We start from the raw sequence: 23578 nt of genomic DNA on the forward strand, positions 1-23578 counted from the left end.
CGTAGGGTTGAGGGGTGACCGTGAACGCTAAGACCAGCCCGAGCGCTGGCAACACCTGGCGAGACCTGCCCGCGGCGCAGCAGCCCGAGTACCCCGACACCGAGGCTCTGCGCGCAGTGATCGCGGACCTCGAGTCGTATCCGCCGCTCGTCTTCGCGGGCGAGTGCGACCAGCTGCGCGCCCGGATGGCGGCCGTCGCCAAGGGAGAGGCGTTCCTCCTCCAGGGCGGCGACTGCGCCGAGGCCTTCGACGGCGTGTCCGCGGACCACATCCGCAACAAGCTGAAGACACTGCTCCAGATGGGCGCCGTGCTCACGTACGCCGCGTCCGTGCCCGTGGTGAAGGTCGGCCGGATCGCCGGCCAGTACTCCAAGCCGCGCTCCAAGCCGACCGAGACCCGCGACGGCGTGACCCTGCCGACCTACCGCGGCGACTCGGTCAACGGCTTCGACTTCACCGAAGAGGCCCGGATCCCGGACCCCGAGCGGCTCAAGCGCATGTACCAGGCCTCGGCCTCCACGCTGAACCTGGTGCGCGCCTTCACCACCGGCGGCTACGCCGACCTGCGCCAGGTGCACGCCTGGAACCAGGACTTCGTGAAGTCCTCCCCGTCCGGGCAGCGCTACGAGCAGCTGGCCCGGGAGATCGACAGCGCGCTGAACTTCATGCGGGCCTGCGGCACGGACCCGGAGGAGTTCAAGACCGTCGAGTTCTTCTCCTCGCACGAGGCGCTGCTGCTCGACTACGAGTCGGCCCTCACCCGGGTCGACTCCCGCACGGGGCAGCTGTACGACGTCTCCGGGCACATGGTGTGGATCGGCGAGCGCACCCGGCAGCTGGACCACGCGCACATCGAGTTCGCCTCGCGGATCCGCAACCCGATCGGCATCAAGCTCGGCCCCACGACGACGGCCGAGGAGGCGCTCCAGTACATCGAGCGTCTCGACCCGGAGCGTGAGCCGGGCCGCCTGACCTTCATCGTCCGCATGGGCGCCGACAAGATCCGGGACAAGCTCCCCGAGCTGGTCGAGAAGGTCACCGCCTCCGGCGCCACCGTCGCATGGATCACCGACCCGATGCACGGCAACACCTACGAGGCGGCCTCCGGGCACAAGACCCGCCGCTTCGACGACGTGCTCGACGAGGTCAAGGGCTTCTTCGAGGTCCACAAGGGGCTCGGCACCCACCCGGGCGGCATCCACGTGGAGCTGACCGGCGACGACGTCACCGAGTGCGTGGGCGGCGGCGACGAGATCTTCGTCGACGACCTGCACCAGCGCTACGAGACGGCCTGCGACCCCCGGCTCAACCGCAGCCAGTCGCTCGACCTGGCGTTCCTGGTGGCGGAGATGTACCGGGACCAGTGAGGTCGCGCCCCTTACGGGCGGTGGAATGGGGCGCGGGTCACATGGGATCCGCGCCCCCTCCACTTTTGCCGGCCTGGCCTGATGGGTAAGGTTAGGTTTGCCTCACCGATCAGTCGGACCCTCCGGTCGTCGGTACGGCAGGACCTTGTACCCCGCCCGGGAGGTGAACCGCGTGTTCGTCTGCAGCTGCTTCGGTGTCACCGAGGAACAGGTGAAGAGCCACGCGGACGCCGGTGCGTGCACGCCCCGGCAGATCGCGTCCGCCTGCAAGGCCGGCACCGACTGCGGCGGCTGCGTACGGCGCATCCAGGCGCTGCTCGGCCGCGGTGCCTGCCCCCGCCGGAGCCTGGCCGACCAGGGCGAACCGGTACTCGCCGAGCTTCCGGAAGCCGCCTAGCCGGCCGGAGCCGCGCCGCTAGAGCGAGCCGGGGCCGGAGGGGTCGGGCTGGGACTGCTCGATCACCGTCGACAGGTACAGCGACTCGCCCAGCTTCTCGATCAGGTCGAGCTGGGTCTCCAGGTAGTCGATGTGGTGCTCCTCGTCGGCGAGGATCGCCTCGAACACGTTGGCCGACGTGATGTCGTGCTTGGCCCGCATCACCTCGATGCCGCGGCGCAGCCGGTCGATCGCCTCGATCTCGATCTCCCGGTCCGCCTGGAACATCTCGGTCACGCTCTGGCCGACCCGCACGTGGAAGAGCCGCTGGTAGTTCGGCAGGCCGTCCAGGAGCAGGATGCGGTCGGTGAGCACCTCCGCGTGGCGCATCTCGTCGAAGGACTCCGCGCGCGTGTACTTCGCGAGCTTGGTCCAGCCCTTGTGGTCCTGCAGCTTCGCGTGCAGGAAGTACTGATTGATCGCCGTGAGCTCGGCGGTCAGCTGCTCATTCAGGAACTCGATGACCTCGGGGTCGCCCTGCATCGCTTGACGCTCCTTAAAACGGGAACTGGCCTGTTGCGCCGCATGATTGCACCGGCATCGAAGATCGTCCAGTAAGTGTTGACTTAGTAAGTAAGTACAGGCTTAGTCGATTTTGCTAAGGTCTTTCCCGTTTGCCCGAATGTAAGTGGGGTGCGTCAAGGGCATCGGTCCGGGTCTGTCAGGATGGAGACATGGGTCAGCCGGTGGGAAACGAAATGGGGGAAGACGGTTCGGAAGGAGCGTCCTCGTTCGAGCTCCCACCAGGACAGCGCCTCCAGCGCGGCTGGCCGGTCACGCACTACGGACCGGTCCCCAAGTTCCGTCCCGAGCGCTGGGAGTTCCGGGTCTTCGGCGCCACCGCCGACGGTGACAAGCGCGGCTGGACCCACGAGGAGTTCACCGCGCTGCCGTACACCACGGTCGTCGCCGACCTGCACTGCGTCACGAAGTTCAGCATGCTCGGCGCCGAGTGGGGCGGGGTGCCCGCCGCCACGATCCTGGAGCTCGCGCCGCCCGCCCCGGCCGTCACCCACGTGATGGTCTGGGCCGAGTACGGCTTCAGCTCCAACCTCCGGCTGGCCGACTTCGCCGACGGGCGCGCCCTCTTCGCCACCCACAAGGACGGCGAACTGCTCACCGCCGAGCACGGCTTTCCGCTGCGGCTGATCGTCCCTCACCTGTACGCCTGGAAGGGCCCCAAGTGGGTCCGCGGCATCGAGTACATGACAGCCGACCGGCGCGGGTTCTGGGAGGAGCGCGGCTACCACAACATCGGGGACCCGTGGCGCGAGCAGCGCTACTCCTACCAGGAGGAACCCGGGGACGGCCCCGAGCTCTGAGCCCGCCGCCGGACGCGGATCAGCCGTCGCGCAGCTTCTTCAGCCGCTCCACGTCCGCCGCGTGCCCCTCCTTGCCGCCCGGCGTCTCGATGATCAGCGGCACGCCCTCGGTCGCGGGGTGGGTCATGAGCGCGCGGAACGGGTCCTCGCCTATGTGCCCGGCGCCGATGTTCTCGTGCCGGTCCTTGTGGGCGCCCGCCACGTCCTTGGAGTCGTTGGCGTGGATCAGCTTCAGCCGGCCCGTGCCGACGGTGTCCACCAGCAGGTCCAGGGTCTGGTGCATGCCGGAGGGGCCGGTCAGGTCGTGCCCCGCCGCGAAGACGTGGCAGGTGTCCAGGCACACGCCCAGCTTCGGATGGGAGTCCAGCGCCTCGAAGTACGGGCCGAAGTCCCAGGTCCGCGAGCACAGCGAGGCGCCCTGCCCGGCGGTCGACTCCAGCAGGAGGAACGGGTCGTCGTCGTGGGTCAGCTCGTCGAGCAGCGGCAGCAGGTACTCCCGCACCTGCTTGAGCGCCACCGACCTGTCCCGGCCGCCGGTCGCGCTGCCGGTGTGCACGACCACGCCCAGCGCCCCGATGGCCCGCCCGCGCCGCAGCGAGTGCCGCATGGACTCCACCGACCGCTCCGCCGTCGCCTCGGTGTGCGAGCCGAAGTTGATCAGGTACGGGGCGTGCACGTACGCCGGGATCGACTCGGCCGCGCAGGTCTCCCGGAACGCCTCGTCCTGCTTCGGGTTGCCGGCCGGCGTGGCCCAGCCGCGCGGGTTGGCGACGAAGACCTGCACGGTCTCCGCCTTCAGCTCGCGGGCGTAGGACAGTCCCACGGAGTGCAGCCCGCCGGCCACGGGGACGTGACCGCCGACCGGGTTGCGGGGGAGCGCGGGCGTGCCGCTCGTGCCTCCGGTCATCGGATGGTGATCGTGACGGTGGAGCCCTCGGCCGCCGTGTCCCCGGCGTCCACGGACTGCTTCTTCACCGTGTCGCCGAACAGCCCGAGCAGCCCGCGGTCCTCGTCCACCCGGAAGCCGGCCTCCGTCAGCTTCCGCTTGGCGTCGTCCACGCTGTCGCCGACCACGTCCGGGACCTCGATCTGCCGGGGGCCCTTGGACACCGTGAGCGTCACGGTGTCGCCCTCGGCGGCGCGGCTGCCCGGCTCCGGGGTCTGCCGGGCGACCTGACCGCTGTCGTACTCGGAGTTCACCCGCGTCTCGTCGACCTTCACCTTGAGGCCGGCCTCCGTCAGTTGGCTCCGCGCGTCCTCCAGGCCGACGCCCGCGACGTCCGGGACGTCCACCGGGCTGCCCTTGCTGACCACGAGCGCGACCGCCGAGCCGCCGCGCACCGTGGTGCCCGAGGCGGGCTTGGTGGAGATCACGAAGCCCTTGGGCACCTCGTCGCTGAACGCGCGGGTCACCATGCCCGGCTCCAGCCCCTCGTCCTTGAGCAGGGTGCGGGCCCGGTCCAGCCTGTAGCCCTCCAGGTCCGGCAGCTTCACGGTGTCGGGGCCGTCGGAGACCGTGAAGGAGACGGAGTCGTTCTTGCGGATCCGGGAGCCCACGCCGGGGTCGGTGCTGATGATCCGGCCGCGGTCCACGGTGTCGCTGTGCGCGTGCCGCACCTTGCCGACGTCCAGCCCGGTGTCCTCCAGCCGGTCGCGGGCCTCCGCCTCGGTCTTCGAGAGCAGCGGCGGCACCTTCGTGAACTGGCCGGAATTGATGTACCAGATGCCGGTGCCCAGGCCGAGTACGAGCAGCACGGCCAGCACGATCGTCAGCGGGCCGCGCCGCACCCCCGGCCGGCGGCGCCGGGGCGGGTCCGGCGGGGGAGACGCCAGCCGGCTGGTGTGCTGCACGCCGTCGTCGGCGGCGCCGTACTCGTCCTCGTTGACCGGCAGCGGCCGGGGCACCGTGAGCGAGCGCGGAATGACGCTCGTACGGTCCTCGGCGTTGTCGTGTTCCGTGCCGAGCGCCTGCGGCGGCACCGCGTCCAGCTGCTCGGCGGTCAGCGCCGCGCGCGCCTCACGGGTCCGCGCGAGCAGCGCGACGGCGTCGTGCGGGCGGATCTCCGGGTTGCGCGAGGTGGCCGAGGCGACCAGCTCGTCCAGCTCGTACGCCATCCCCGGCACGGCGGAGGACGGCGGCGGCACGTCCTCGTGGAGGTGCTTGTAGAGCACCACCGCGGCCGAGTCCCCCTCGTGCGGCTTGCCGCCGGTCAGCATCTCGTAGAGCACCACGCCGCACGCGTACACGTCGACCCTGGGGTCGGCGGCCCCGTGCTCGACCTGCTCGGGCGCCAGGTAGGAGACGGTGCCGAGGACGGCGCCGGTGGTGCTGGTGACGGTGTCCACGGAGCGGACCAGGCCGAAGTCGGCGACCTTGACCCGGCCGTCGTCCCCGATCAGCACGTTCTCCGGCTTCATGTCCCGGTGCACGAAACCCGCCCGGTGCGCGGCGCCGAGCGCGGCCAGCACCGGCTCCAGGATGTCCAGCGCGGCACGCGGCCGGAGCGCACCGCGCTCGCGCAGCACGTCACGCACGGTGCAGCCCGGGATGTACTCCATGGCCAGGTAGACGTACGCCCCGTCGGCCCCCTGGTCGAAGACCTGGACGACGTTGGGGTGGTCGAGGCGGGCCACCGACTTGGCCTCGCGGATGAACCGCTCGACGAAGCCGGCGTCGGTCGCGAGCGCCGGATGCATCACCTTCAGCGCGAGCACGCGGTCCAGGCGGGTGTCCACGGCCCGGTAGACCGTGGCCATCCCGCCGACCGCGATCCGCGCCTCGACGCGGTACCGGCCGTCGAGCACCTGCCCGACGAGAGGGTCCTGAAGGGTCGTGTCCACGCAGGCGAGTGTACGAGCCACGACCGACACCCCGCGCTCGCCGCCCGCCGCCGGGGCGGTACTGAAGCGCACCTGTGACGGACGTGACACGCGCCGGGTCACGAACGGGCGGTGCGCGGGTGGGAGAGGACCCCCCGAGCAACGCAGGCTCACTGAAAAGCGGGCCGCTCCGGATCAAGCGCCGCCAAGCCCTCCGCGGGAGACGACGCCTCGGCGAAGTGCCGCCGCGGGATCCGTCCCGCAAGCCGCGCCAACCGCCCGGCCTCGACCCCCGCACGCATGGCGGAAGCCATCAGCACCGGCTCCTGCGCCCGCGTGACCGCGGAGGCCAGCATCACACCCGCACACCCCAGCTCCATCGCCAGCGCCACGTCCGACGCCGTACCGGCCCCCGCGTCCAGGATCACCGGCACCCCCGCGCGCTCCACGATCAGCTCGAAGTTGTGCGGGTTGCGGATCCCGAGCCCCGACCCGATCGGCGAACCGAGCGGCATGATCGCCGCACACCCCACGTCCTCCAGCTTCCGCGCGAGAACGGGGTCGTCGTTCGTGTACGGCAGCACCGTGAACCCGTCGTCGACCAGCGTCTCCGCCGCCTCCAGCAGCTCGATCGGGTCCGGCAGCAGCGTCCGCTCGTCGGCGATGACCTCCAGCTTGACCAGGTCCGTACCCAGCGCCTCGCGCGCGAGGCGGGCGGTGAGCACCGCCTCCCCGGCGGTGAAGCAGCCGGCCGTGTTGGGCAGCACGCGGATGCCGAGCTTCTCCAGCACCGACAGCACGGACCCGTGCACCGACGCGTTCACACGCCGCATCGCGACCGTGGTCAGCTCCGTCCCGGAGGCCACCAGCGCGCGCTCCAGCACGTCCAGGCTGGGCGCCCCGCCGGTACCCATGATCAGACGGGACGCGTACGACGTGCCGTCGAGGACGAAGGGATCGTCGGCCATGGTTCAGCCTCCTTGCACAGCGGTGAGGACCTCGACGCGGTCGCCGTCGGCCAGGGCGGTGGCAGACCACCGCGCGCGCGGGACCACGGTCTCGTTCAGGGCGGCGGCCACTCCGGACGGCGCGGTGGTGAGCGTGCCCACCAGGGCGTCCAGGGCCGTACCGGGAGCCACCTCGCGCGGCTCGCCGTTGACGGAGATGTTCATGCGGACTGCTCCGAGAGTGCGGGGGCGGCGTCGAAGCGCCGGGGGGTGAAGGGGCGGGCCTCGTCCGGCAGCTCCCCGGTGGTCAGGGCGTGCGCCATGGCGTCGCCGGTGACGGGGGTGAGCAGGACGCCGTTGCGGTGGTGGCCGGTGGCCAGCAGCAGCCCGTCGAGGCCGGTCGGCCCGAGCAGCGGGGCGTTGTCGGGGGAGGTGGGGCGCAGGCCCGCGCGGGTCTCCGTCAGGGGCAGCTCGGTGATGCCGGGGACCAGCTCGTGGGCGTCGCGCAGCAGCTCGTAGACGCCCCCCGCGGTCACCGTGGTGTCCCAGCCCATCTCCTCGCTGGTGGCGCCGACGACCAGCTCGCCGCTCTCCCGGGGCACCAGGTAGACGTGGTTGCCGCGCACCACCGCGCGCACCGTGCGGTTCAGCAGCGGCCCGTGGGTGCGCGGCATCGTCAGCCGCAGCACCTGCCCCTTCACCGGCCGCACCGGCGGAAGCACGGCGTCCGGTACGCCCGCGAGCCGTCCGCTCAGGCTGCCCCCGGCCAGCACCACCTGCCCGGCCTCCAGCGCGGTTCCGTCGGCGGTGGCGACCCCGGTGGCCCGCTCCCCGGGCCCGACGACGAGCCGGTCGGCCCACACCCGGTGGAAGACCACGCCCGCCCGTTCACACGCGGCCACGAGCGCGTGGGCGAGGCGCCGGGGATCGATCTGGTGGTCGCCGTCCACCCGCAGGCCCCCACGCACGCCCGGCGCGAGCATCGGCTCCAGGCGCCGGCACTCACGCCCCGACAGCCACTCGGACTCCAGGCCGGAGCGCTGCTGGAGCGCGTGCAGTTCGCGCAGGTGGGCCCGGTCGTCGGCGTCCAGCGCGACGGCGAGGGTGCCGCAGCGGCGGTAGCCCAGGTCATGGCCGGTGGCGTCGGTCAGCTCGGCCGCGAACTCCGGGTAGCGGCGGGCCGAGGCGAGGTTCAGCGAGAGCAGCGTCTGCTCGCCGTAGTGCAGCTCCGTGACGGCGGCCAGCATCCCGGCCGCCACCTGCGCCGCCCCGCCGCCGGGCTCGGGGTCGACGAGGGCCGTGACGAGCCCGCGCTGGGCGGCCCGCCAGGCGGTGACCAGACCGATGACGCCCCCGCCCACCACGAGGACGTCGGGCGTACGGGACGCGGTGGGTGACGGCACGGTGGGTGACGGCGCGGTGTGCGACGGCACGGTGTGTGACGAGCTGTGTGATGCGGACGGCATGGGCGTCCAGCCCCTCCCTTCGCCGGCATGACCCGGATCAGGTTCGTACGGTCGGAGGCCGCCAGCCTCCCTCTCAGCCCGGTGCGTCCGGGCTCCCGCGAGTGCTTTACGTTGGCCAGCCTAGCCCGCAGCGCCTCGCACTCGTAAGGGAGCCTCCGCCCGTGCCCCGTTCACTCGACGGTCTCGTCCTCGCCCCCGTCGCCGACCAGGCGCCCGGCCAGGTGGGCACCCGCACCCGGTTCAGCTACCACGAGCGGGACGGCGCCGTCTGGGCCGACTACGCGGGCGGCGACGTCGTCCGCGGCCACCTGGTGGGTACCCGCGCGGGGGACCGGCTCGACTTCCGGTACGTGCAGCTCAGGACGGACGGCAGCACGGCGTCGGGCCACTGCGTGTCGACCGTGGTGGAGCTGCCGGACGGCCGGGTGCGTCTGGAGGAGAGCTGGGAGTGGGAGTCGCGTCGCGGCCGCGGCACGAGCGTTGTGGAGCAGGTCACGGCGCACGACCGCTGACTGACAAATTGTCAGGTGGCTAAGGTGATCAGGTGAGCGAGCAGACGCGGGAGCGGGGAACGGAACCGGCGGCGGACGACGCCCGCCGCGTGGTCGTGGCGGGTGCCGGCATGGCGGGCGTGCAGACCGCCGTCGCCCTGCGGGAACAGGGCTTCATCGGCGCCCTGACACTGATCGGCGCCGAGCCCCACCAGCCCTACGACCGGCCTCCGCTGTCCAAGGCCGTCCTGCTCGGCACGGCCGAGGGCTCCGCCTTCGACGTCGACTTCGAGGCGCTAGGCATCACCCTGCGGCTCGGCTGCGAGGCCCTGGGCGTCCGCCCCGGCGAGCACCTCCTGGACACCTCCGAGGGCCCCGTGCCGTACGACGCCCTCGTCCTCGCGACCGGTGCCGAGCCGGTCCGGCTCCCCGGCACCGACGGCGTGCCGGGAGTGCACCTGCTGCGCACCCTGGACGACGCCGAGCGGCTGCGCCCCGTGCTCGCCCGCCGCCACGACATCGTCGTCGTCGGCGCCGGCTGGATCGGCGCCGAGTTCGCCACCGCCGCGCGTGAGGCGGGCTGCGCGGTGACCGTGGTGGAGGCCGCCGACCGGCCGCTCGCCGACGCGCTGCCCGCCGAGGTGGCCGCGCCGATGACCGCCTGGTACGCCGAGGCGGGCGCCGCGCTGCGCACGCACGCGCGCGTGGAGCGCGTCGAGCCCGGCGACCCGGGGGAGCCCCTCCGGGTCCTGCTCGACGACGGCACCCGGCTGCCCGCCGACGCGGTCGTCGTCGGCATCGGCGCCCGCCCCTCCACCGCGTGGCTCGCCGGCTCCGGGATCGCCCTCGGCACGCACGGCGAGGTCCTGGCCGACGACCTCCTGCGCACCTCGGCGCCGGACGTGCACGCGGTCGGCGACTGCGCCTCCTTCCCCTCCGCCCGCTATGGCGAGCGGCTGCTGGTGCACCACTGGGACAACGCCCTCCAGGGCCCGCGCACCGTCGCCGCCGACATCGTCGGCGCCCCCGCGGACGAGACCCCGGCGGCGTACGACCCGGTGCCGTATTTCTGGTCCGAGCAGTTCGGCCGCTTCGTCCAGTACGCCGGTCACCACACGGCCGGGGACACGGTCCTGTGGCGCGGGGACCGCACGGGCCCGGCCTGGACGGTCTGCTGGCTGCGCGAGAACCGGCTGGTGGCCCTGCTCGCGGTGGGCCGCCCCCGCGACCTGGCGCAGGGAAAGCGGCTGATCCAGGCGGGCACGACGATGGACCCGGTGCTGCTGGCCGACCCGGCGAGGCCGCTCAAGCGGGCGACGGCGTGACACCGGTCCGGACGGGTCCGGCTTCCTCCTGTCAGTGCCAGATGGCAGGCTGGAGACGTGACCGAGATTGACGCAAAGACCGATGCTCTCGTGCCTGCCTGGCTCACCGTTCCCGACATCGCCGAGATGCTCGGTGTCGAGGTGACCCGCGTACGCCAGCTGATCAAGGAAGGCCAGCTCATCGCCGTACGCCGGGGTGAGAACCGCGCGCTGCACATTCCGGCGGCCTTCATCGACGAGGACAAGGTCGTCAAGGGCCTGGTCGGGACCCTGACGCTGCTGCGGGACGACGGCTTCACGCCGGAGGAAATGCTGGAGTGGCTCTTCACCCCCGACCCGACCCTGCCGGGCACCCCGGCACAGGCGCTGAGTGAGAATCGCGGCACGGAGGTGAAGCGCCGCGCCCAGGCGCTCGCCGTCTGACCCGACCCACCGCCCGGCGTACGGGCCGCGCGGCCGTCACGGTCCGCGGCCCGTACGCCGCACGGCCGTGCGGCCCGCGCCGTCCACGCCATCCACCGACCCGGGGGGACACCCGCATGCCCGACACCGCTCCGACCACCGCCCGCGCCCGCCTCGCAGACGCCCGGCTCTACCTGTGCACGGACGCCCGCCGGAGCCAGGGCGACCTGCCCGAGTTCCTGGACGCCGTACTGGCCGGCGGTGTCGACATCGTGCAGCTGCGCGACAAGGGCATGGAGGCCGCCGAGGAGCTGGAGCACCTGGCGGTCCTCGCCGACGCCTGCGCCCGGCACGGCAAGCTCCTCGCGGTCAACGACCGCGCGGACGTCGCGCACGCCGCCCGCGCCGACGTGCTGCACCTCGGCCAGGGCGACCTCCCGGTGCCCGCCGCCCGCGCGATCCTCGGCGACGACGTCCTCGTCGGGCGCTCCACGCACGCCGAGTCCGAGGCCTCCGCGGCGGCCGTCCAGGACGGCGTGGACTACTTCTGCACCGGCCCGTGCTGGCCCACCCCCACCAAGCCCGGCCGTCACGCCCCCGGCCTCGACCTGGTCCGCCACACCGCGTCGCTGGGCACCGACCGCCCCTGGTTCGCCATCGGCGGCATCGACCTCGGCAACCTCGACGAGGTGCTGGAGGCGGGCGCCCGGCGGGTCGTCGTGGTCCGCGCGATCACCGCCGCCGAGGATCCGGGCGCGGCCGCGGCCGAGTTCGCGAAGCGGCTGCGGCAGGCGTAGGCGGATGCCGGAGGCATGTGTCCAAGGGGTGGACAACAAATCGACAATGCGGACAAATATCCCGCATCCGGTTGGGTGACCGCCGCCCCCTGGCTAACCTGCCCGTATGGCCCTCGGAACCGCAAGCACGAGGACTGACCGCGCCCGCACGGTGCGTGACATCCTCGCCACCGGCAAGACGACGTACTCGTTCGAGTTCTCGGCGCCGAAGACGCCCAAGGGCGAGAAGAACCTGTGGAGCGCGCTGCGCCGCGTGGAGGCGGTGGCCCCGGACTTCGTCTCCGTGACCTACGGCGCCGGCGGTTCCACGCGCGCGGGCACGGTCCGGGAGACCCAGCAGATCGTCGCCGACACCACGCTGACCCCCGTGGCCCACCTCACCGCCGTCGACCACTCCGTCGCCGAGCTGCGCAACATCATCGGCCAGTACGCCGACGCCGGGATCCGGAACATGCTGGCCGTGCGCGGCGACCCGCCCGGCGATCCGACGGCCGACTGGATCGCGCACCCGCAGGGACTGACCTACGCGGCCGAACTGGTCCGGCTCATCAAGGAGTCGGGCGACTTCTGCGTCGGTGTCGCGGCCTTCCCGGAGATGCATCCGCGCTCCGCCGACTGGGACGCGGACGTGAAGCACTTCGTGGACAAGTGCCGGGCCGGCGCCGACTACGCGATCACGCAGATGTTCTTCCAGTCCGAGTCCTACCTGAGGCTGCGCGACCGGGTCGCCGCGGCGGGCTGCGAGACCCCGGTCATCCCCGAGGTCATGCCGGTGACCAGTGTGAAGATGCTGGAGAGGTTGCCGAAGCTCAGCAACGCCTCGTTCCCGCCGGAGCTGAAAGAGCGGATCCTCACAGCCAAGGACGATCCGGCGGCTGTACGCTCCATTGGCATCGAGTTCGCCACGGAGTTCTGCGCGCGGCTGCTGGCCGAGGGAGTCCCCGGTCTGCACTTCATCACGCTGAACAACTCCACGGCGACGCTGGAGATCTACGAGAACCTGGGCCTGCACCACCCACCGCGGGCCTAGACCGGCCGCACATATTTACGACACACTGCGTAACGGCCACTGGGAGAGGGGCGTACATGGGCTGGACGGTCCTCTACATCGCGTTCGGCGTGGTCGCGCTGTGGTTGCTCGGTGAGGTGCTGCTTCAGTACAAGGCGCGGCTGCGCTGGCGGCTGCTCGCCTTCGGCGGCTTCGTCGGCGTGGTGGCCGGCGTGCTGATGTCCAACGTGCTCGTCATCGGACTGGGCGCCGCCGCCTTCGCGGTCGGCCAGACCTACGTCACGCTGTCGTTCCGCCGCGGCTTCGAGGCCGGCTGGGCGGTCAACGCCCCGGCGAGCCTCGTCGGCAAGCGCGGCCGTCCCGAACGCGGCCGCCAGGAGCCGACGCTGGAGGTCTCCGGTCTGGAACCGGCCGGCGCCGGCCAGGACCACCGGGACGGCTACGACGACCAGGCGGGCCACGCCCCGTCCCAGGACGGCCCGGCCTACGGTCACGACGACTACGACCGCGACGACGTCTTCACCCCGGCCCGGCCCGGCGCCCCCACGGCCGCCGAGACCACCGCCGTCTACGAGCCGCAGCCGATGCCGGACGACACCGGCTCCTACGGCGTCTACGCCGACTCCGGCTACGGCCACGACCAGCAGGCACCCGCCGCCGCACCGGGCGCCGACCAGTCCTACGCCTACGACTACTCGGGCTACGGGCAGCAGGGGTACGGCTACGACACCGGCGCCCAGCAGCAGTACGCCGCCTACTCCGACCCGTACATCGGCACCCACGCCTACGGCGGGGCGTCGTACGACACCGGCGGCTACGACACCACCGGGGCCCAGCAGTACGGCCAGCAGGGCTACGGGCAGGACCAGTACGCCACCGGCACGCACGGCGGCTACGGCGGCGAGACCCCGGCCGGCGGGGTGTGGGTGCCGCAGCAGCGCAGCACCGACGACCCCTACGGCGGCGAACTCCCCCCGGAGCAGCAGTACCCCTACCAGGACAACGGCCAGACCCAGGGCCAGGGCCAAGGACAGGGCCAGGGATACGACGAGCAGTACCGCTTCTGACGGCCCCTCCGGCGCCCGGTGACCGTCCCCGGTCGCTCACCGGGCCGTCACTGCGAGCCGCGGAACTCCGGCCCCTCCACCACGAGTCCGGCGACCAGCGCGCCCGACATGCCCGCGTGCGGGAGGCCCCCGCCGGGGTGCGACCAGCCGCCGACCGTGAACAGGCCCGCCACGCGCGTGCTGTTCGCGGCGTGCAGCAGCCGTCCGCCGGCCGCCGCCAGCGCCGGCACCGGAATCGCCCCGTCCGCCACGCCGGTGGCCGCGGCGATGTCGGCCGGGGTGCGCACCTCGCGCCACAGAAGGCGGTCGCGGAGCCCGGGTATCGCCCGCTCGGCGGCATCGACGAGGTGTTCGGCCGCGTCCTCGGCGTCCACTCCCTCGCCCGCGGGCACCACCGAACTGAGGGTGACCGCCTCGTGGTCCGCGTCCGGCACCAGCGCCGGGTCGTCGGGCCGCAGGACGGTGACGGTCGCCCGCGCGGGCATCCGCGGTTCCGGGCCGAACAGGGCGTCCAACTCGGCGTCCCCGTCCGGCGCGTGCACCACCGTCCGGTGTGCCGCGCCCTCCGTGCGCCCACCCCGCAACGCCAGATGCACCGTCAGCCGGCTCGCCCCGCCGCGCCGCGGGGGCACCTCGCCCGCACCCCGCACCGGCGACCCGCCGGACAGCCGGTCCAGCACGTCCGGCGCCACCCCGGCGACCACGAACTCGGCCTCCGCCAGGCCCCCTTCGGCCAGCTCCACGCCCGCCACCCGGCCGTCCTTCTCGACCACCGCGGTGACCTCGGTGCCGAAGCGGAACTCGACCCGGCGGGCCAGACACCGCTCGTACACGGCGCGCGCCAGCTCCCGCAGGCCGCCACCGCGCACGTACCACATCCCGAACGCGTACTCCATGTACGGCAGCACGGCGGTGTTCGCCGGGGCGGTCCGGGGATCCAGGCCGTACGCCAGCGCGTGGCTGCCCAGGAGGGCGGCGAGCCGGGCGTCCCGCAGCTCCCAGGCGCCCACCTCGGCGAGCGTGCCGGCGCGGCGGGTGCGCAGCAGCCGCTTGTGCGGGACCGACGGGTAGGGGTCGCGTTCGGCCAGCACCTCCCAGTTCGGCCACAGGGGCTCCTCCAGGAGCGGGCGGCGCGTCCGGTCCCAGGCCTCGCGGGCCCGCACGAGGAAGTCGCTCCAGCGCCGCCCGGCCGTCGGACCGAGAGCCGCGTCCAGGGCCTCGACCACGCCCGCCCGGGAGGCGTTCGGCAGCGCGACCTCCGTGCCGTCCGCGAACACGTGCCGTGACGACGGGTCGACCTGGACCAGCTCGACGCGGTCCTCCAGCGCCTCCTTGCCGGTCTTGACGAACAGATCGCGCCAGACCGCGGGCAGCGGCAGCAGACCGGGGCCGGTGTCGAAGGAGAACCCGTCCCGCTCGAAGCGGCCGAGGGCCCCGCCGTACGTCCCCGTCCGCTCGTACACCACCACCCGGTGGCCCGCGACGGCCAGCCGGGCGGCCGCCGCCATCGCGCCCATCCCGGCGCCGATCACCGCAATCCGTGCCATGCCAGGGACTTTATCCGCCGCCGCCGGCAGTCCTCCTCCGGCCTGCTCCCGCTTCGTCCGAGTACCGCGACGGACGCCCGGGTGACCAGTCGGCTGGACGCTGCCGTGAGCCGGGGTGCGCAGGACTGAGTACGCGTACCTAGCCGCGTAGATGAGTACGCGCGCGGATGGGCCCCGACCTGCGGGAACGAGAGAGTGGAGGCACGGAGAGGGGCGCGGCTCCGGTACCGGCGACACGGGGTGCCGGAACGGAGCCGGGCCCGCGATCCGCTCCTTCCGCCGGCCGCGGTCGGCGGGAGCGAGGCACGGGGGAACCCGGGGGAACGACCGACCACGGGGGTTCCGTACGGGGGGACGCAGGGGGAGCACGAGAAGGCGCCGGTCCGACGGCGGCCCGCGGGGGACGCGGCCACCACGGGCCGGCGTTCTTCGTGTGCGGGCGGCGGCTCAGGGGCGGCCGCTCACCCGCCCCTGGAGCAGCCGCGACAGCGCGGCGTGCACGTCGTCCAGGGAGCGCTCCGGCTGGAAGGACTGCCAGTCCAGCGCGGCCACCAGCACCATGCCCACCAGCGCCGCGGCGGTCAGCGGCACGTCGATGCCGTCGCTGAACTCCCCGCTCGCCACGCCCTCGCGCAGCACGCCCTCCACCACCGCCACGGCCTCCTGCCGGACCACCAGCAGAGTCGACTGCCAGGCCCGGTTGGTGCGCCACAGCTCGGCCACGTACAGCTGGGTGAAGGCCGGGTAGCGGTCGATGAACACGAGCCCCGCGCGGATCATCGCGTCCAGGGCGTCGACCCGGCCGCGGCCCTCCCGCGCGGTGCGCTCCGCGGCCTCCCGCAGCGAGGCGGTGAGCAGTCCGACGCCGTGCCGCAGCAGCTCCTCGAAGAGGACGGCCTTGCTGGCGAAGTTGTAGTAGACCGTGCCCTTCGCGACGCCGGCCCGCTCGGCGATCTCGTCCACGGTGGTGGCGGAGAAACCCTGCTCGGCGATGAGGGTGACGGCCGCCTCGTACAGCTTCTGCCGGGTGGCCTCGCGACGGCTGCTGCCCGGCGCGGCGGTGCTGCTGCTTTCCATGGTCCGGATTCTCCCAGCACCGCTCGCGCCGCGGTCACCGCAGGGCCCGCCCACCGGCCCAACCGAACTGTCGCTCGAATCAAAAGTCCAGGTCAGAACGGATTGTCAGTGCCATACCTCACGATGGGCACATACGGCACCTCCTGCCAGGACGTGCCGTCCAGGAGACGACAGGAGGATCGTCATGGCCCACTCGTCCGCAGCCGCCTCCCGGCGGCGCCGCGCAGCCGGCCCTGCACCCTCACTGACCGGCCCGGCGAGCGACGTGCACCCGGTGCTCCGCCGGGCGACCGCCCCGCCCGCCGCCCTCGACCTGCTCGCCCAGGCCCGCGCCGGCCTGGAGGAGGCCACCACCCTCGCGACGCCGAACGAGCGCTACGCGACGGCCCACCTCGCCGCCCTGCGCACCGCGGCCGCGGTCCTCGCCGCGCGGGGCCGCCCGGAGACCACCCCGCGGGGCCGCGCCCGCATCCGCAGCGCCTGGGAGGTGCTCCCCGAGATCGCGCCCGAGCTGTCCGACTGGAGCGCCCTGTTCGCCGCGGGCGCCCGGCGCCGGGCCCGGGCCGAGGCGGGCATCCAGGGTGCGGCGGGCCGCCGGGACGCCGACGACCTGATACGCGACGTGGCGATGTTCCTGCGCCTCGTGGAGCGGATGCTGGTCCTCCAGCCGGTGCTGCCCCAGCCCCGCTCCGACACGGACCAGCCGGATCCCGACCTGCCGGACACGGGGTGAGCGGCGCGGGGCGCCGGGCGCCACCTTGCGGGCGCGGCGGAGGCAATAGGGTGGGAGGCGCCTGAAGCCTCCCCCTTCCCACGCGGGCGGGGGCGGCAGCCCGTTCGCTCCGCCCGAGTCCGAGGCGGTGCCGCGCCGAGGAGTCGACTGCCGTGCCGGACCCGAGCCCGAACCCCGCGTCGCCGCGCTCCGAGCCCTCGCGCTCCCGGGCGGCCCTGCGCACCGCCGTGGTCTGGGACGTCCTCCAGGACGCCCTGGACCGCCGGGTGAAGGCCACGGGCCGCCAAGCGCTGGACGTCCTCGACACCGGCGGCGGCAGCGGCAACTTCGCGGTGCCGGTGGCCCGCCTCGGCCACCGCGTCACCGTCGTCGACCCCAGCCCCAACGCCCTGTTCGCCCTGGAGCGCCGTGCCGCCGAGGCCGACGTCGCCGACCGCGTGCGAGGCGTCCAGGGGGACGCCCACGGCCTCTTCGACGTGGTCGAGCGCGGCGGCTACGACGTGGTGCTGTGCCACGGCGTCCTGGAGTACGTGGACGACCCCGCCGAGGGCGTCCGCAACGCGGTCGCCGCCCTGCGCGCCGAGGGCGTCCTCAGCCTGCTCGCCGCGGGCCTGGGCGGCGCCGTGCTCGCGCGCGCCCTCGCCGGGCACTTCACGGAGGCCCGGCAGGCCCTCGACGACCCGAACGGCCGCTGGGGCACGGGTGACCCCGTGCCGCGCCGGTTCACCGCCGAACAGCTCACCGGGCTGGTCGAGGCCGCGGGGCTGCGGATCGGGGCCGTGCACGGTGTACGGGTCTTCGCCGACCTCGTTCCCGGCGTGCTGGTGGACACCGAGCCCGGCGCCATGGACGCCCTGTTGAAGCTGGAGGCCGCGGCGGCCGAACTCGCCGCCTTCCATTCTGTGGCCACGCAGCTTCATGTGCTCGGTGAGACCGCGGGGACCGACGAGACCTGAGCGACCGGGTGGGGTACGCCGCTGATCAGGGGCGCGACTGCACATGGAGTACGCCACAGGCCCCCCGAACGGGGGCCACTCGCCGTATGATCGAGGGAGACGGCCCGGCATGACGGGTCGGCCGCTGGGGAATGGGAACTTCAGCGAGCCGGCACGGCCATGACGGAGTCCGGTTGGCCAATTGGCGCAGAGGGGCGGGTTTCACGGGGGCGATTCCCTGCCTATCCTGAAGGGACCCCCCCGGGTCGCCCCGGCGACTGCACGATGAGGAGGACTCCGTGCCGCTCTCGGAGCACGAGCAGCGCATGCTCGAGCAAATGGAGCGAGCGCTGTACGCCGAAGATCCCAAGTTCGCGACAGCGCTCGAGGGAAGCGGGCTGCGTACGTACACCCGGCGACGGGTCTACCAGGCGGTCGCGGGCTTCCTCGTAGGTATTGCGCTCCTCATGGCCGGTATGGTCGCCCAGCAGGTGTGGCTCAGCGTGGTGGGCTTCCTGGTCATGCTGGGTTGCGCGGTGCTCGCCGTGACCGGCTGGCGCAAGGCCCCCAAGCCGGGCGAGCAGCCGGCTGCCGGACCACAGACCGCGGGCCGCCAGCAACGCCAGAAACGCTCGATGATGGACCGCATCGACGAGCGCTGGCAGCGCCGCAGGGATGAGCAGCAGGGCGGCCAGTAGCGCGTCCGGGCAACCGCTCACCAGGACATTCGCGTGAGGGGGTGACCACCGACCGGGTGGTCACCCCCTCACGTGTCCCCGCGTGCGGCCGGCGGTCTCCCCGCACGGCCCGCGCCGCCCCGGCGCCTCTCCCTCAGCCCTGCTGTCCCGTCGTCTTCCGCAGCGCCGGCCGCGCCGCAGCGGCCCGCCGTTTCAGAGCCGTCCACCGGTCCGAGAGCGCCCAGGCCACCCGTACGGCCGAACGCGGGGCGATCCGTGCGCGCAGCCGCGTGCGGCGGCCGACCGCCGCCCGCAGACCGGCCGTCGCGAGCCGGACGTCCTCGGCGAGCCCCGCCGTCAGGCGCGGTCGCGGCGCGTAGAGCACCTGCTCCACCGCGTCCGCGACCCGGTGCACCGCCGCCGCGGCCGTCGGATCGAGCCGGCCCAGCCGGACGATCCGGGCCGCCGCCTTGCGGGGCGTCTGCGATTCCTCCGGCGGGATCCCGTGGTCCCACGCCGAATCGGCCAGCTCCTGCCAGACCGCCAGGGTGTGCGGACCCGCGTCCGCGTCGGCGCGGCCGTGCGCCCCCAGCCGCCTGGCCCGGGTACGCAGCCGCCACAGCATCGGCGACAGCGGGATCAGCAGCACCAGGAGACCGGCCAGCGCCCAGGCCGGCGCCTCGTACCACTTCGGGCCGCCGCCGTCCGAGACGGGCACGGGCAGCGCGGACTCGGTGTCGCAGGCGTCCAGCTTCTTGTCCTGCGCCGAGCAGCTCTCGCTCGTCGACGGCGCCGCCGACGGCTCCGTCTCGCTGTCCTGCGACGGAAGGGCCGGGTCCGGCACCGAACTGCCCGGCGTGTCCGGCACGGTGTACGACGGGGTCGAGCCGCGCGTCGGCGTCGGCTCGAAGCGGGTCCAGCCCACGCCCTCGAAGTACACCTCGGGCCAGGCGTGCGCGTCCCGCAGCCCCACCGACACCGAACCGTCCGCCTGCGGAGAGCCCGGCGCGAAGCCCACCGCGACCCTGGCCGGAATGCCCAGGGAGCGGGCCATCGCCGCCATGGCGAAGGAGAAGTGGACGCAGAAGCCCTCCTTGTCCCTCAGGAACCGGGCGATCGCCTCCGAGCCACTGCCGACGCTGACCTCGGTGTCGTACTCGAAACCGCCGTTGACCGCGAAGTACTCCTGGAGCCTGACCGCCTGCTCGTAGGGGTTCGCCGCGCCCGCGGTGACCTCGCGGGCGGTCCTGGAGACCAGCTCGGGCAGCGAGTCCGGCAACCGCGTGTACTCGCGCTTCAGCGCGGTCGACGGCGGCGGCGCGGCGGCGAGCTGCTCCGCCGTCGGCTGCACGTTCAGGCTGCGCACCTCGTACTTCAGCCCGCGGGTGTTCTGGCCGTGGTCGCCGACCAGGGTCATGCCGACCGGTTCGTACCGCCAGTTCCCCGCGACGCGCACGCCGGTGGGCGGGTACGGCATCGGCAGCCAGTCCTGCGCGTACCAGTCGGCGGCCGAGATGAAGGTCCGGGTCTCGCTGCGCCGGACGTCGGGGCCGAGGCCGACGGGGGTGGGGAACGAGCCGTCCGGCACGCCGGTGATCTGCCGCTTGGACGGTTTCCAGGTGGTGCCGTCGAAGTCGTCCAGGGACACGATGCGCAGGTAGAGGTCGGACAGGTCGTTCGAGTCCGTCTGGACGGAGAGCACCTGCCGGTTCTCGTCGACGTTGAGACTGTCCCGCAGGGAGACCAGCGGGTTCACCGCCGAGATCGTGCCGCCGCCACCGGTCCCGGAGCCGACGCCCGTCCGGGCGCTGTCCAGCAGCCCGCCGTTCATAGCGGGCAGGGCGAGCGGCACCACCAGGGCGATGCCCAGAGCGAACGCGCCGATCCGCCGTCCGGTGCGGACCGGGGCGACAGCGCCGCCCTGCTCGGCGCCCGGGGCGCGCGCCGCACCGCCGAAGACCCGGCCCCACTGCGAGAGCCGGTCCCGCCCCTCCGCCAGCAGCAGCGTCAGATAGCCGACCGCCGCCACCAGGAACCACAGCCAGTCGGCGCCGCCCTCGGAGAGCCCCGCGGCCACCGAATACAGCGCGAGCAGCGGCAGGCCGGCCGGCGCGGCGCTGCGGAAGGTCACCGCGAGGGTGTCCACCAGCAGCCCGATCACCAGGACACCGCCGACCAGCATCAGCCGGATGCCGTCGGACTCCAACGGCGCCGGGATGGCGTACCGGGCGATGTCGTCGCCGCCCTGTCGCAGCAGGTCGCCGAAGCGCTGGATGGCCTGCGGGCCGGGGATCAGCCCCGCGAACGCCTGCTGCCGGGCGAAGACCAGGGTCAGGAGCAGCAGCGTGACCAGGGCCTGCGCGGCGATGGTCAGCGGGCGCGCCAGCGGCACCCGCCGCGCCACCGCACCCACCACGGCCTGCACCGCCAGCAGGACCGCGGCCTGCAGGATCCAGGTCGCCGGTTCGACCAGCGGCAGCAGCGCGCACGCCGCCATCAGGGTGGCCGCCCACGCGCACACCGCCAGCCGCGCCCGCCCGCTCATCGCGTCCCCTCCCCGCCGGCCGCCGCCGCGACGGCGGTGCGTTCCCGGTCCGCCAGGCGCCACAGCTCCTCCAGGGTGGCGCCGTACGGAACGCTCACGGCGGTCCAGCCGGCCTCGCGCAGCATCCGCAGCCGCTCCTCGCTCCTGTCCGGCGGACCGGGCACGTCGGCCGGTCCCCGCGCCCAGGCCCCGCTGTCCAGGACGAAGGCGACCGCGCCGCCGCTGCGCTGCCGCATCCTGGCGGCCACCGCGGCCTGCTCCTCGTCGAGGTCGCCGAAGAACGCCACCAGCAGCCCCTCGTTCCCGCCGCGCAGCAGGTCGTAGGCGGGGGACAGGCTCGTGCCGTCGGAGTGGTCGATCACCGCGAGGGTGTCCATCATCAGCCCGGCCGCGTCGGCCGTGCCCTGGCTCGCGCCCGCGAAGCCGTCGGTGCCCTCGCCCGGCACCGAGGTGCCGGTGTCGGTGAGCAGCCGGACGGAGAAGCCCCGCTCCAGCATGTGCACCAGCACGGAGGCCGCGCCCGACACCGCCCACTCGAACGGCGAGTCGGGGCCCGCGCCCTCGTAGGCCAGGCCCCGGGTGTCGAGGAGCACCGTGCAGCGGGCGCGCTGCGGCTGCTCCTCGCGGCGCACCATCAGCTCGCCGTAGCGCGCGGTGGAGCGCCAGTGCACGCGGCGCAGGTCGTCGCCGTGGCGGTACCCGCGCGGGATCACGTCGTCGTCGCCCGCCAGCGCGAGCGTGCGCTGCCGTCCCTCGCCGTACCCCTTCGCCTCGCCGCTGAGCCGCACCGGTGGCAGCGCCTCCACGCGCGGGATCACGGTCAGGGTGTCGTACGTGGAGAAGGACCGGGTCAGCTCGCACAGTCCGAACGGGTCGGTCAGCCGCAGTTGCAGCGGGCCCAGCGGATAGCGGCCGCGCAGGTCGGAGCGGACCCGGTAGGACACCTCGCGGCGACCGCTCGGCTCCACCCGGTCGAGCACGAAGCGGGGCCGGGGGCCCAGTACGTAGGGCACCCGGTCCTGGAGCATCAGCAGCCCCGTGGGCATCCGCGAGACGTTGTCGACGCGCAGGTGCACCCGGGCCTCGCTGCCCGCGGGCACCCGCTCGGGGGAGAGTCGGCGGCTGCCCGCCACCCGGTAGCGCGTGCGGTACAGCACGGCCGCGCAGACCAGGGGCAGCACACTCAGCAGCAGCCCGACCCGCAGCAGGTCGCTCTGCCCGAGGACGTAGGCGCAGACCGCGGCGGCGATTCCGGCGGCCAGGAAGGAGCGGCCGCGGGTGGTCAGACCGGTCAGGGCGGTGCGGATCCCGCCGCTCTCGCCCCGGTCGTCGTGCGACCGGTCCGTCCCCCCGGCGTCCATCAGAGCCTCCGCGGCGGCTGCTGGGGGTATGCCGGTGTGCCGCGGCCCACGCCGAAGCCGGTCTGCTGCTGGGGCGCCGCGGGGACCGGGGTGCGCTGGAGGATCTCCTGGACGACCTGTTCGGCGCTGCGGCGGTTGAGCTGGGCCTGGGCGGTCGGCAGCAGGCGGTGGGCCAGGACCGCGACCGCGAGGGCCTGCACGTCGTCCGGCAGCGCGTAGTCCCGGCCGCTCAGGGCGGCGGACGCCTTCGCCGCGCGCAGCAGATGCAGCGTGGCACGCGGCGAGGCGCCGAGTCTGAGATCGGGGTGGTTCCTGGTGGCCGCGACCAGGTCCACGGCGTACCTGCGGACCGGCTCCGCGACGTGGACGCCGCGGACGGCCTCGATCAGCTTGAGGATCTCGTCGGCGTGCGCCACCGGCTGGAGGTCGTCCAGCGGGTTCACCCCGCCGTGCACGTCGAGCATCTCCAGCTCGGCCTCCGGGCTGGGATAGCCGATCGAGACCCGGGCCATGAAACGGTCGCGCTGGGCCTCGGGCAGCGGGTAGGTGCCCTCCATCTCGACCGGGTTCTGCGTGGCCACCACCATGAAGGGGCTGGGCAGCTCGTAGGTCTGGCCGTCGATGGTGACCTGGCGCTCCTCCATCGACTCCAGGAGCGCCGACTGCGTCTTCGGCGAGGCGCGGTTGATCTCGTCGCCGATCACCACCTGCGCGAAGATCGCGCCGGGCTTGAACTCGAAGTCCCGCCGCTGCTGGTCCCAGATGGAGACTCCGGTGATGTCGGAGGGCAGCAGGTCCGGCGTGAACTGGATCCGGCGCACGGAGCAGTCGATGGACCGCGCCAGCGCCTTGGCCAGCATGGTCTTGCCGACTCCCGGGACGTCCTCGATCAGCAGGTGCCCCTCGGCGAGCAGCACGGTCAGTGAGAGCCGCACGACCTCGGGCTTGCCCTCGATCACCTCCTCGACCGAACCACGCACCCGCTCGACGACAGCGGTCAGATCGTCCCCCACCCGCGCGTACGCCCGGTCGGGGCTGCCTCCATGGCTCGCCTGGTCGTCAAAGGTCGTCACCCGGCCCTCCTCGGCCTTTCCCCGCGCTTCCCGGGAAGCGGGGGTACCCCAACTTGCCGGGCCGGTCCCGCACCGCGCGGACCGGCCCACCCCGAATCACGGACACCGCGCGGAAAAAGTTCCGCGCGACACCACTTCCCGCATTCTTGCCGCCGTTACCGATTCGTGTCACTCGCCTGTG

Annotated in this window: 23 protein-coding genes and 1 riboswitch; of the genes, 12 read left to right on the plus strand and 11 right to left on the minus strand. The window is 73.4% G+C overall.

What is annotated here, in order from left to right:
- The first annotated feature begins 14 nt into the window (after nt 1-14).
- On the plus strand, nt 15-1367 hold the full coding sequence (locus ACZ67M_RS04520; RefSeq protein WP_361361573.1) for a class II 3-deoxy-7-phosphoheptulonate synthase: 1353 nt from the start codon (nt 15-17) through the stop codon (nt 1365-1367).
- A 163-nt stretch (nt 1368-1530) separates the two neighbouring features.
- Nucleotides 1531-1764, plus strand: coding sequence for a (2Fe-2S)-binding protein (locus ACZ67M_RS04525; protein ID WP_361361646.1), 234 nt, complete (start codon nt 1531-1533; stop codon nt 1762-1764).
- 18 nt (nt 1765-1782) lie between these two features.
- Here the strand turns inward: ACZ67M_RS04525 and bfr are convergent, their stop codons facing one another.
- Nucleotides 1783-2286, minus strand: a complete 504-nt coding sequence (bfr, locus tag ACZ67M_RS04530) for a bacterioferritin (RefSeq protein WP_122614957.1) — start codon at nt 2284-2286, stop codon at nt 1783-1785.
- 191 nt (nt 2287-2477) lie between these two features.
- Here bfr and ACZ67M_RS04535 point away from each other — a divergent pair, with 191 nt between their 5' ends.
- On the plus strand, nt 2478-3125 hold the full coding sequence (locus ACZ67M_RS04535; protein ID WP_122614956.1) for a sulfite oxidase-like oxidoreductase: 648 nt from the start codon (nt 2478-2480) through the stop codon (nt 3123-3125).
- A 19-nt stretch (nt 3126-3144) separates the two neighbouring features.
- Here the strand turns inward: ACZ67M_RS04535 and ACZ67M_RS04540 are convergent, their stop codons facing one another.
- From ACZ67M_RS04540 to thiO, 5 genes are all read right to left on the minus strand, one after another.
- Nucleotides 3145-4032, minus strand: coding sequence for a deoxyribonuclease IV (locus ACZ67M_RS04540; RefSeq protein WP_469849527.1), 888 nt, complete (start codon nt 4030-4032; stop codon nt 3145-3147).
- Complete coding sequence (gene pknB / locus ACZ67M_RS04545) at nt 4029-5966, minus strand: Stk1 family PASTA domain-containing Ser/Thr kinase (RefSeq protein WP_392009158.1); 1938 nt, start codon at nt 5964-5966, stop codon at nt 4029-4031. Before pknB ends, ACZ67M_RS04540 begins: the two co-directional genes overlap by 4 nt.
- Before the next feature lie 149 nt (nt 5967-6115).
- Nucleotides 6116-6913, minus strand: coding sequence for a thiazole synthase (locus tag ACZ67M_RS04550; protein ID WP_385801729.1), 798 nt, complete (start codon nt 6911-6913; stop codon nt 6116-6118).
- 3 nt (nt 6914-6916) lie between these two features.
- Nucleotides 6917-7117 (minus strand): sulfur carrier protein ThiS, encoded by a 201-nt coding sequence (gene thiS, locus ACZ67M_RS04555; RefSeq protein WP_122614953.1) that lies wholly within the window; start codon nt 7115-7117, stop codon nt 6917-6919.
- Nucleotides 7114-8295 carry a glycine oxidase ThiO gene (gene thiO, locus ACZ67M_RS04560; RefSeq protein WP_392103628.1) on the minus strand — a complete coding sequence of 394 codons (1182 nt, stop codon included), beginning with the start codon at nt 8293-8295 and terminating at the stop codon, nt 7114-7116. Before thiO ends, thiS begins: the two co-directional genes overlap by 4 nt.
- A gap of 60 nt (nt 8296-8355) precedes the next feature.
- Nucleotides 8356-8467: riboswitch (TPP riboswitch) on the minus strand.
- 52 nt (nt 8468-8519) lie between these two features.
- On the opposite strand from thiO, the gene ACZ67M_RS04565 reads away from it, so the two are divergent.
- From ACZ67M_RS04565 to ACZ67M_RS04590, 6 genes are all read left to right on the plus strand, one after another.
- Nucleotides 8520-8870 carry an avidin-fold protein gene (locus ACZ67M_RS04565; protein ID WP_469849528.1) on the plus strand — a complete coding sequence of 117 codons (351 nt, stop codon included), beginning with the start codon at nt 8520-8522 and terminating at the stop codon, nt 8868-8870.
- A 32-nt stretch (nt 8871-8902) separates the two neighbouring features.
- Nucleotides 8903-10174 (plus strand): NAD(P)/FAD-dependent oxidoreductase, encoded by a 1272-nt coding sequence (locus ACZ67M_RS04570; RefSeq protein ID WP_469849529.1) that lies wholly within the window; start codon nt 8903-8905, stop codon nt 10172-10174.
- A gap of 57 nt (nt 10175-10231) precedes the next feature.
- Nucleotides 10232-10597 (plus strand): Rv2175c family DNA-binding protein, encoded by a 366-nt coding sequence (locus ACZ67M_RS04575; protein WP_122614951.1) that lies wholly within the window; start codon nt 10232-10234, stop codon nt 10595-10597.
- A gap of 116 nt (nt 10598-10713) precedes the next feature.
- A complete protein-coding gene (gene thiE / locus ACZ67M_RS04580) occupies nt 10714-11373 on the plus strand; it encodes a thiamine phosphate synthase (protein ID WP_392103624.1) in 660 nt (219 codons plus the stop codon).
- 106 nt (nt 11374-11479) lie between these two features.
- Nucleotides 11480-12403 (plus strand): methylenetetrahydrofolate reductase [NAD(P)H], encoded by a 924-nt coding sequence (metF, locus tag ACZ67M_RS04585; RefSeq protein WP_361361555.1) that lies wholly within the window; start codon nt 11480-11482, stop codon nt 12401-12403.
- 56 nt (nt 12404-12459) lie between these two features.
- A complete protein-coding gene (locus tag ACZ67M_RS04590; protein ID WP_392240099.1) occupies nt 12460-13449 on the plus strand; it encodes an SCO2102 family sporulation regulator in 990 nt (329 codons plus the stop codon).
- 47 nt (nt 13450-13496) lie between these two features.
- Here the strand turns inward: ACZ67M_RS04590 and ACZ67M_RS04595 are convergent, their stop codons facing one another.
- Both ACZ67M_RS04595 and ACZ67M_RS04600 read right to left on the minus strand, forming a co-directional pair.
- Entirely contained in the window at nt 13497-14996 is a 1500-nt protein-coding gene (locus tag ACZ67M_RS04595; RefSeq protein ID WP_469849531.1) for a phytoene desaturase family protein, read from the minus strand.
- A gap of 447 nt (nt 14997-15443) precedes the next feature.
- Nucleotides 15444-16073 carry a TetR/AcrR family transcriptional regulator gene (locus tag ACZ67M_RS04600; RefSeq protein ID WP_122614947.1) on the minus strand — a complete coding sequence of 210 codons (630 nt, stop codon included), beginning with the start codon at nt 16071-16073 and terminating at the stop codon, nt 15444-15446.
- A 184-nt stretch (nt 16074-16257) separates the two neighbouring features.
- Between ACZ67M_RS04600 and ACZ67M_RS04605 the strand changes: the two genes are divergently transcribed.
- From ACZ67M_RS04605 to ACZ67M_RS04615, 3 genes are all read left to right on the plus strand, one after another.
- Entirely contained in the window at nt 16258-16806 is a 549-nt protein-coding gene (locus ACZ67M_RS04605) for an SAV_6107 family HEPN domain-containing protein (protein WP_361361549.1), read from the plus strand.
- Between the two features lie 152 nt (nt 16807-16958).
- Nucleotides 16959-17762: a methyltransferase gene (locus ACZ67M_RS04610; RefSeq protein WP_361361547.1), complete on the plus strand. Its 804-nt coding sequence runs from the start codon at nt 16959-16961 to the stop codon at nt 17760-17762.
- 278 nt (nt 17763-18040) lie between these two features.
- On the plus strand, nt 18041-18439 hold the full coding sequence (locus tag ACZ67M_RS04615) for a spore wall synthesis complex protein (RefSeq protein WP_361361545.1): 399 nt from the start codon (nt 18041-18043) through the stop codon (nt 18437-18439).
- A 133-nt stretch (nt 18440-18572) separates the two neighbouring features.
- Here the strand turns inward: ACZ67M_RS04615 and ACZ67M_RS04620 are convergent, their stop codons facing one another.
- The 3 genes from ACZ67M_RS04620 to ACZ67M_RS04630 are packed head-to-tail and all read right to left on the minus strand — an operon-like array spanning nt 18573 to nt 23397.
- Complete coding sequence (locus ACZ67M_RS04620; protein WP_469849533.1) at nt 18573-20963, minus strand: transglutaminase TgpA family protein; 2391 nt, start codon at nt 20961-20963, stop codon at nt 18573-18575.
- Nucleotides 20960-22324: a DUF58 domain-containing protein gene (locus ACZ67M_RS04625; RefSeq protein ID WP_392009183.1), complete on the minus strand. Its 1365-nt coding sequence runs from the start codon at nt 22322-22324 to the stop codon at nt 20960-20962. The genes ACZ67M_RS04620 and ACZ67M_RS04625 overlap by 4 nt, the downstream gene beginning before the upstream one ends.
- The gene (locus ACZ67M_RS04630) at nt 22324-23397 is read right to left on the minus strand and encodes an AAA family ATPase (protein ID WP_385801712.1); all 1074 of its coding nucleotides are present in this window, start codon (nt 23395-23397) and stop codon (nt 22324-22326) included. Before ACZ67M_RS04630 ends, ACZ67M_RS04625 begins: the two co-directional genes overlap by 1 nt.
- Nucleotides 23398-23578: the final 181 nt, after the last annotated feature.

This window comes from Streptomyces sp. NPDC107500 (genome assembly GCF_055582785.1).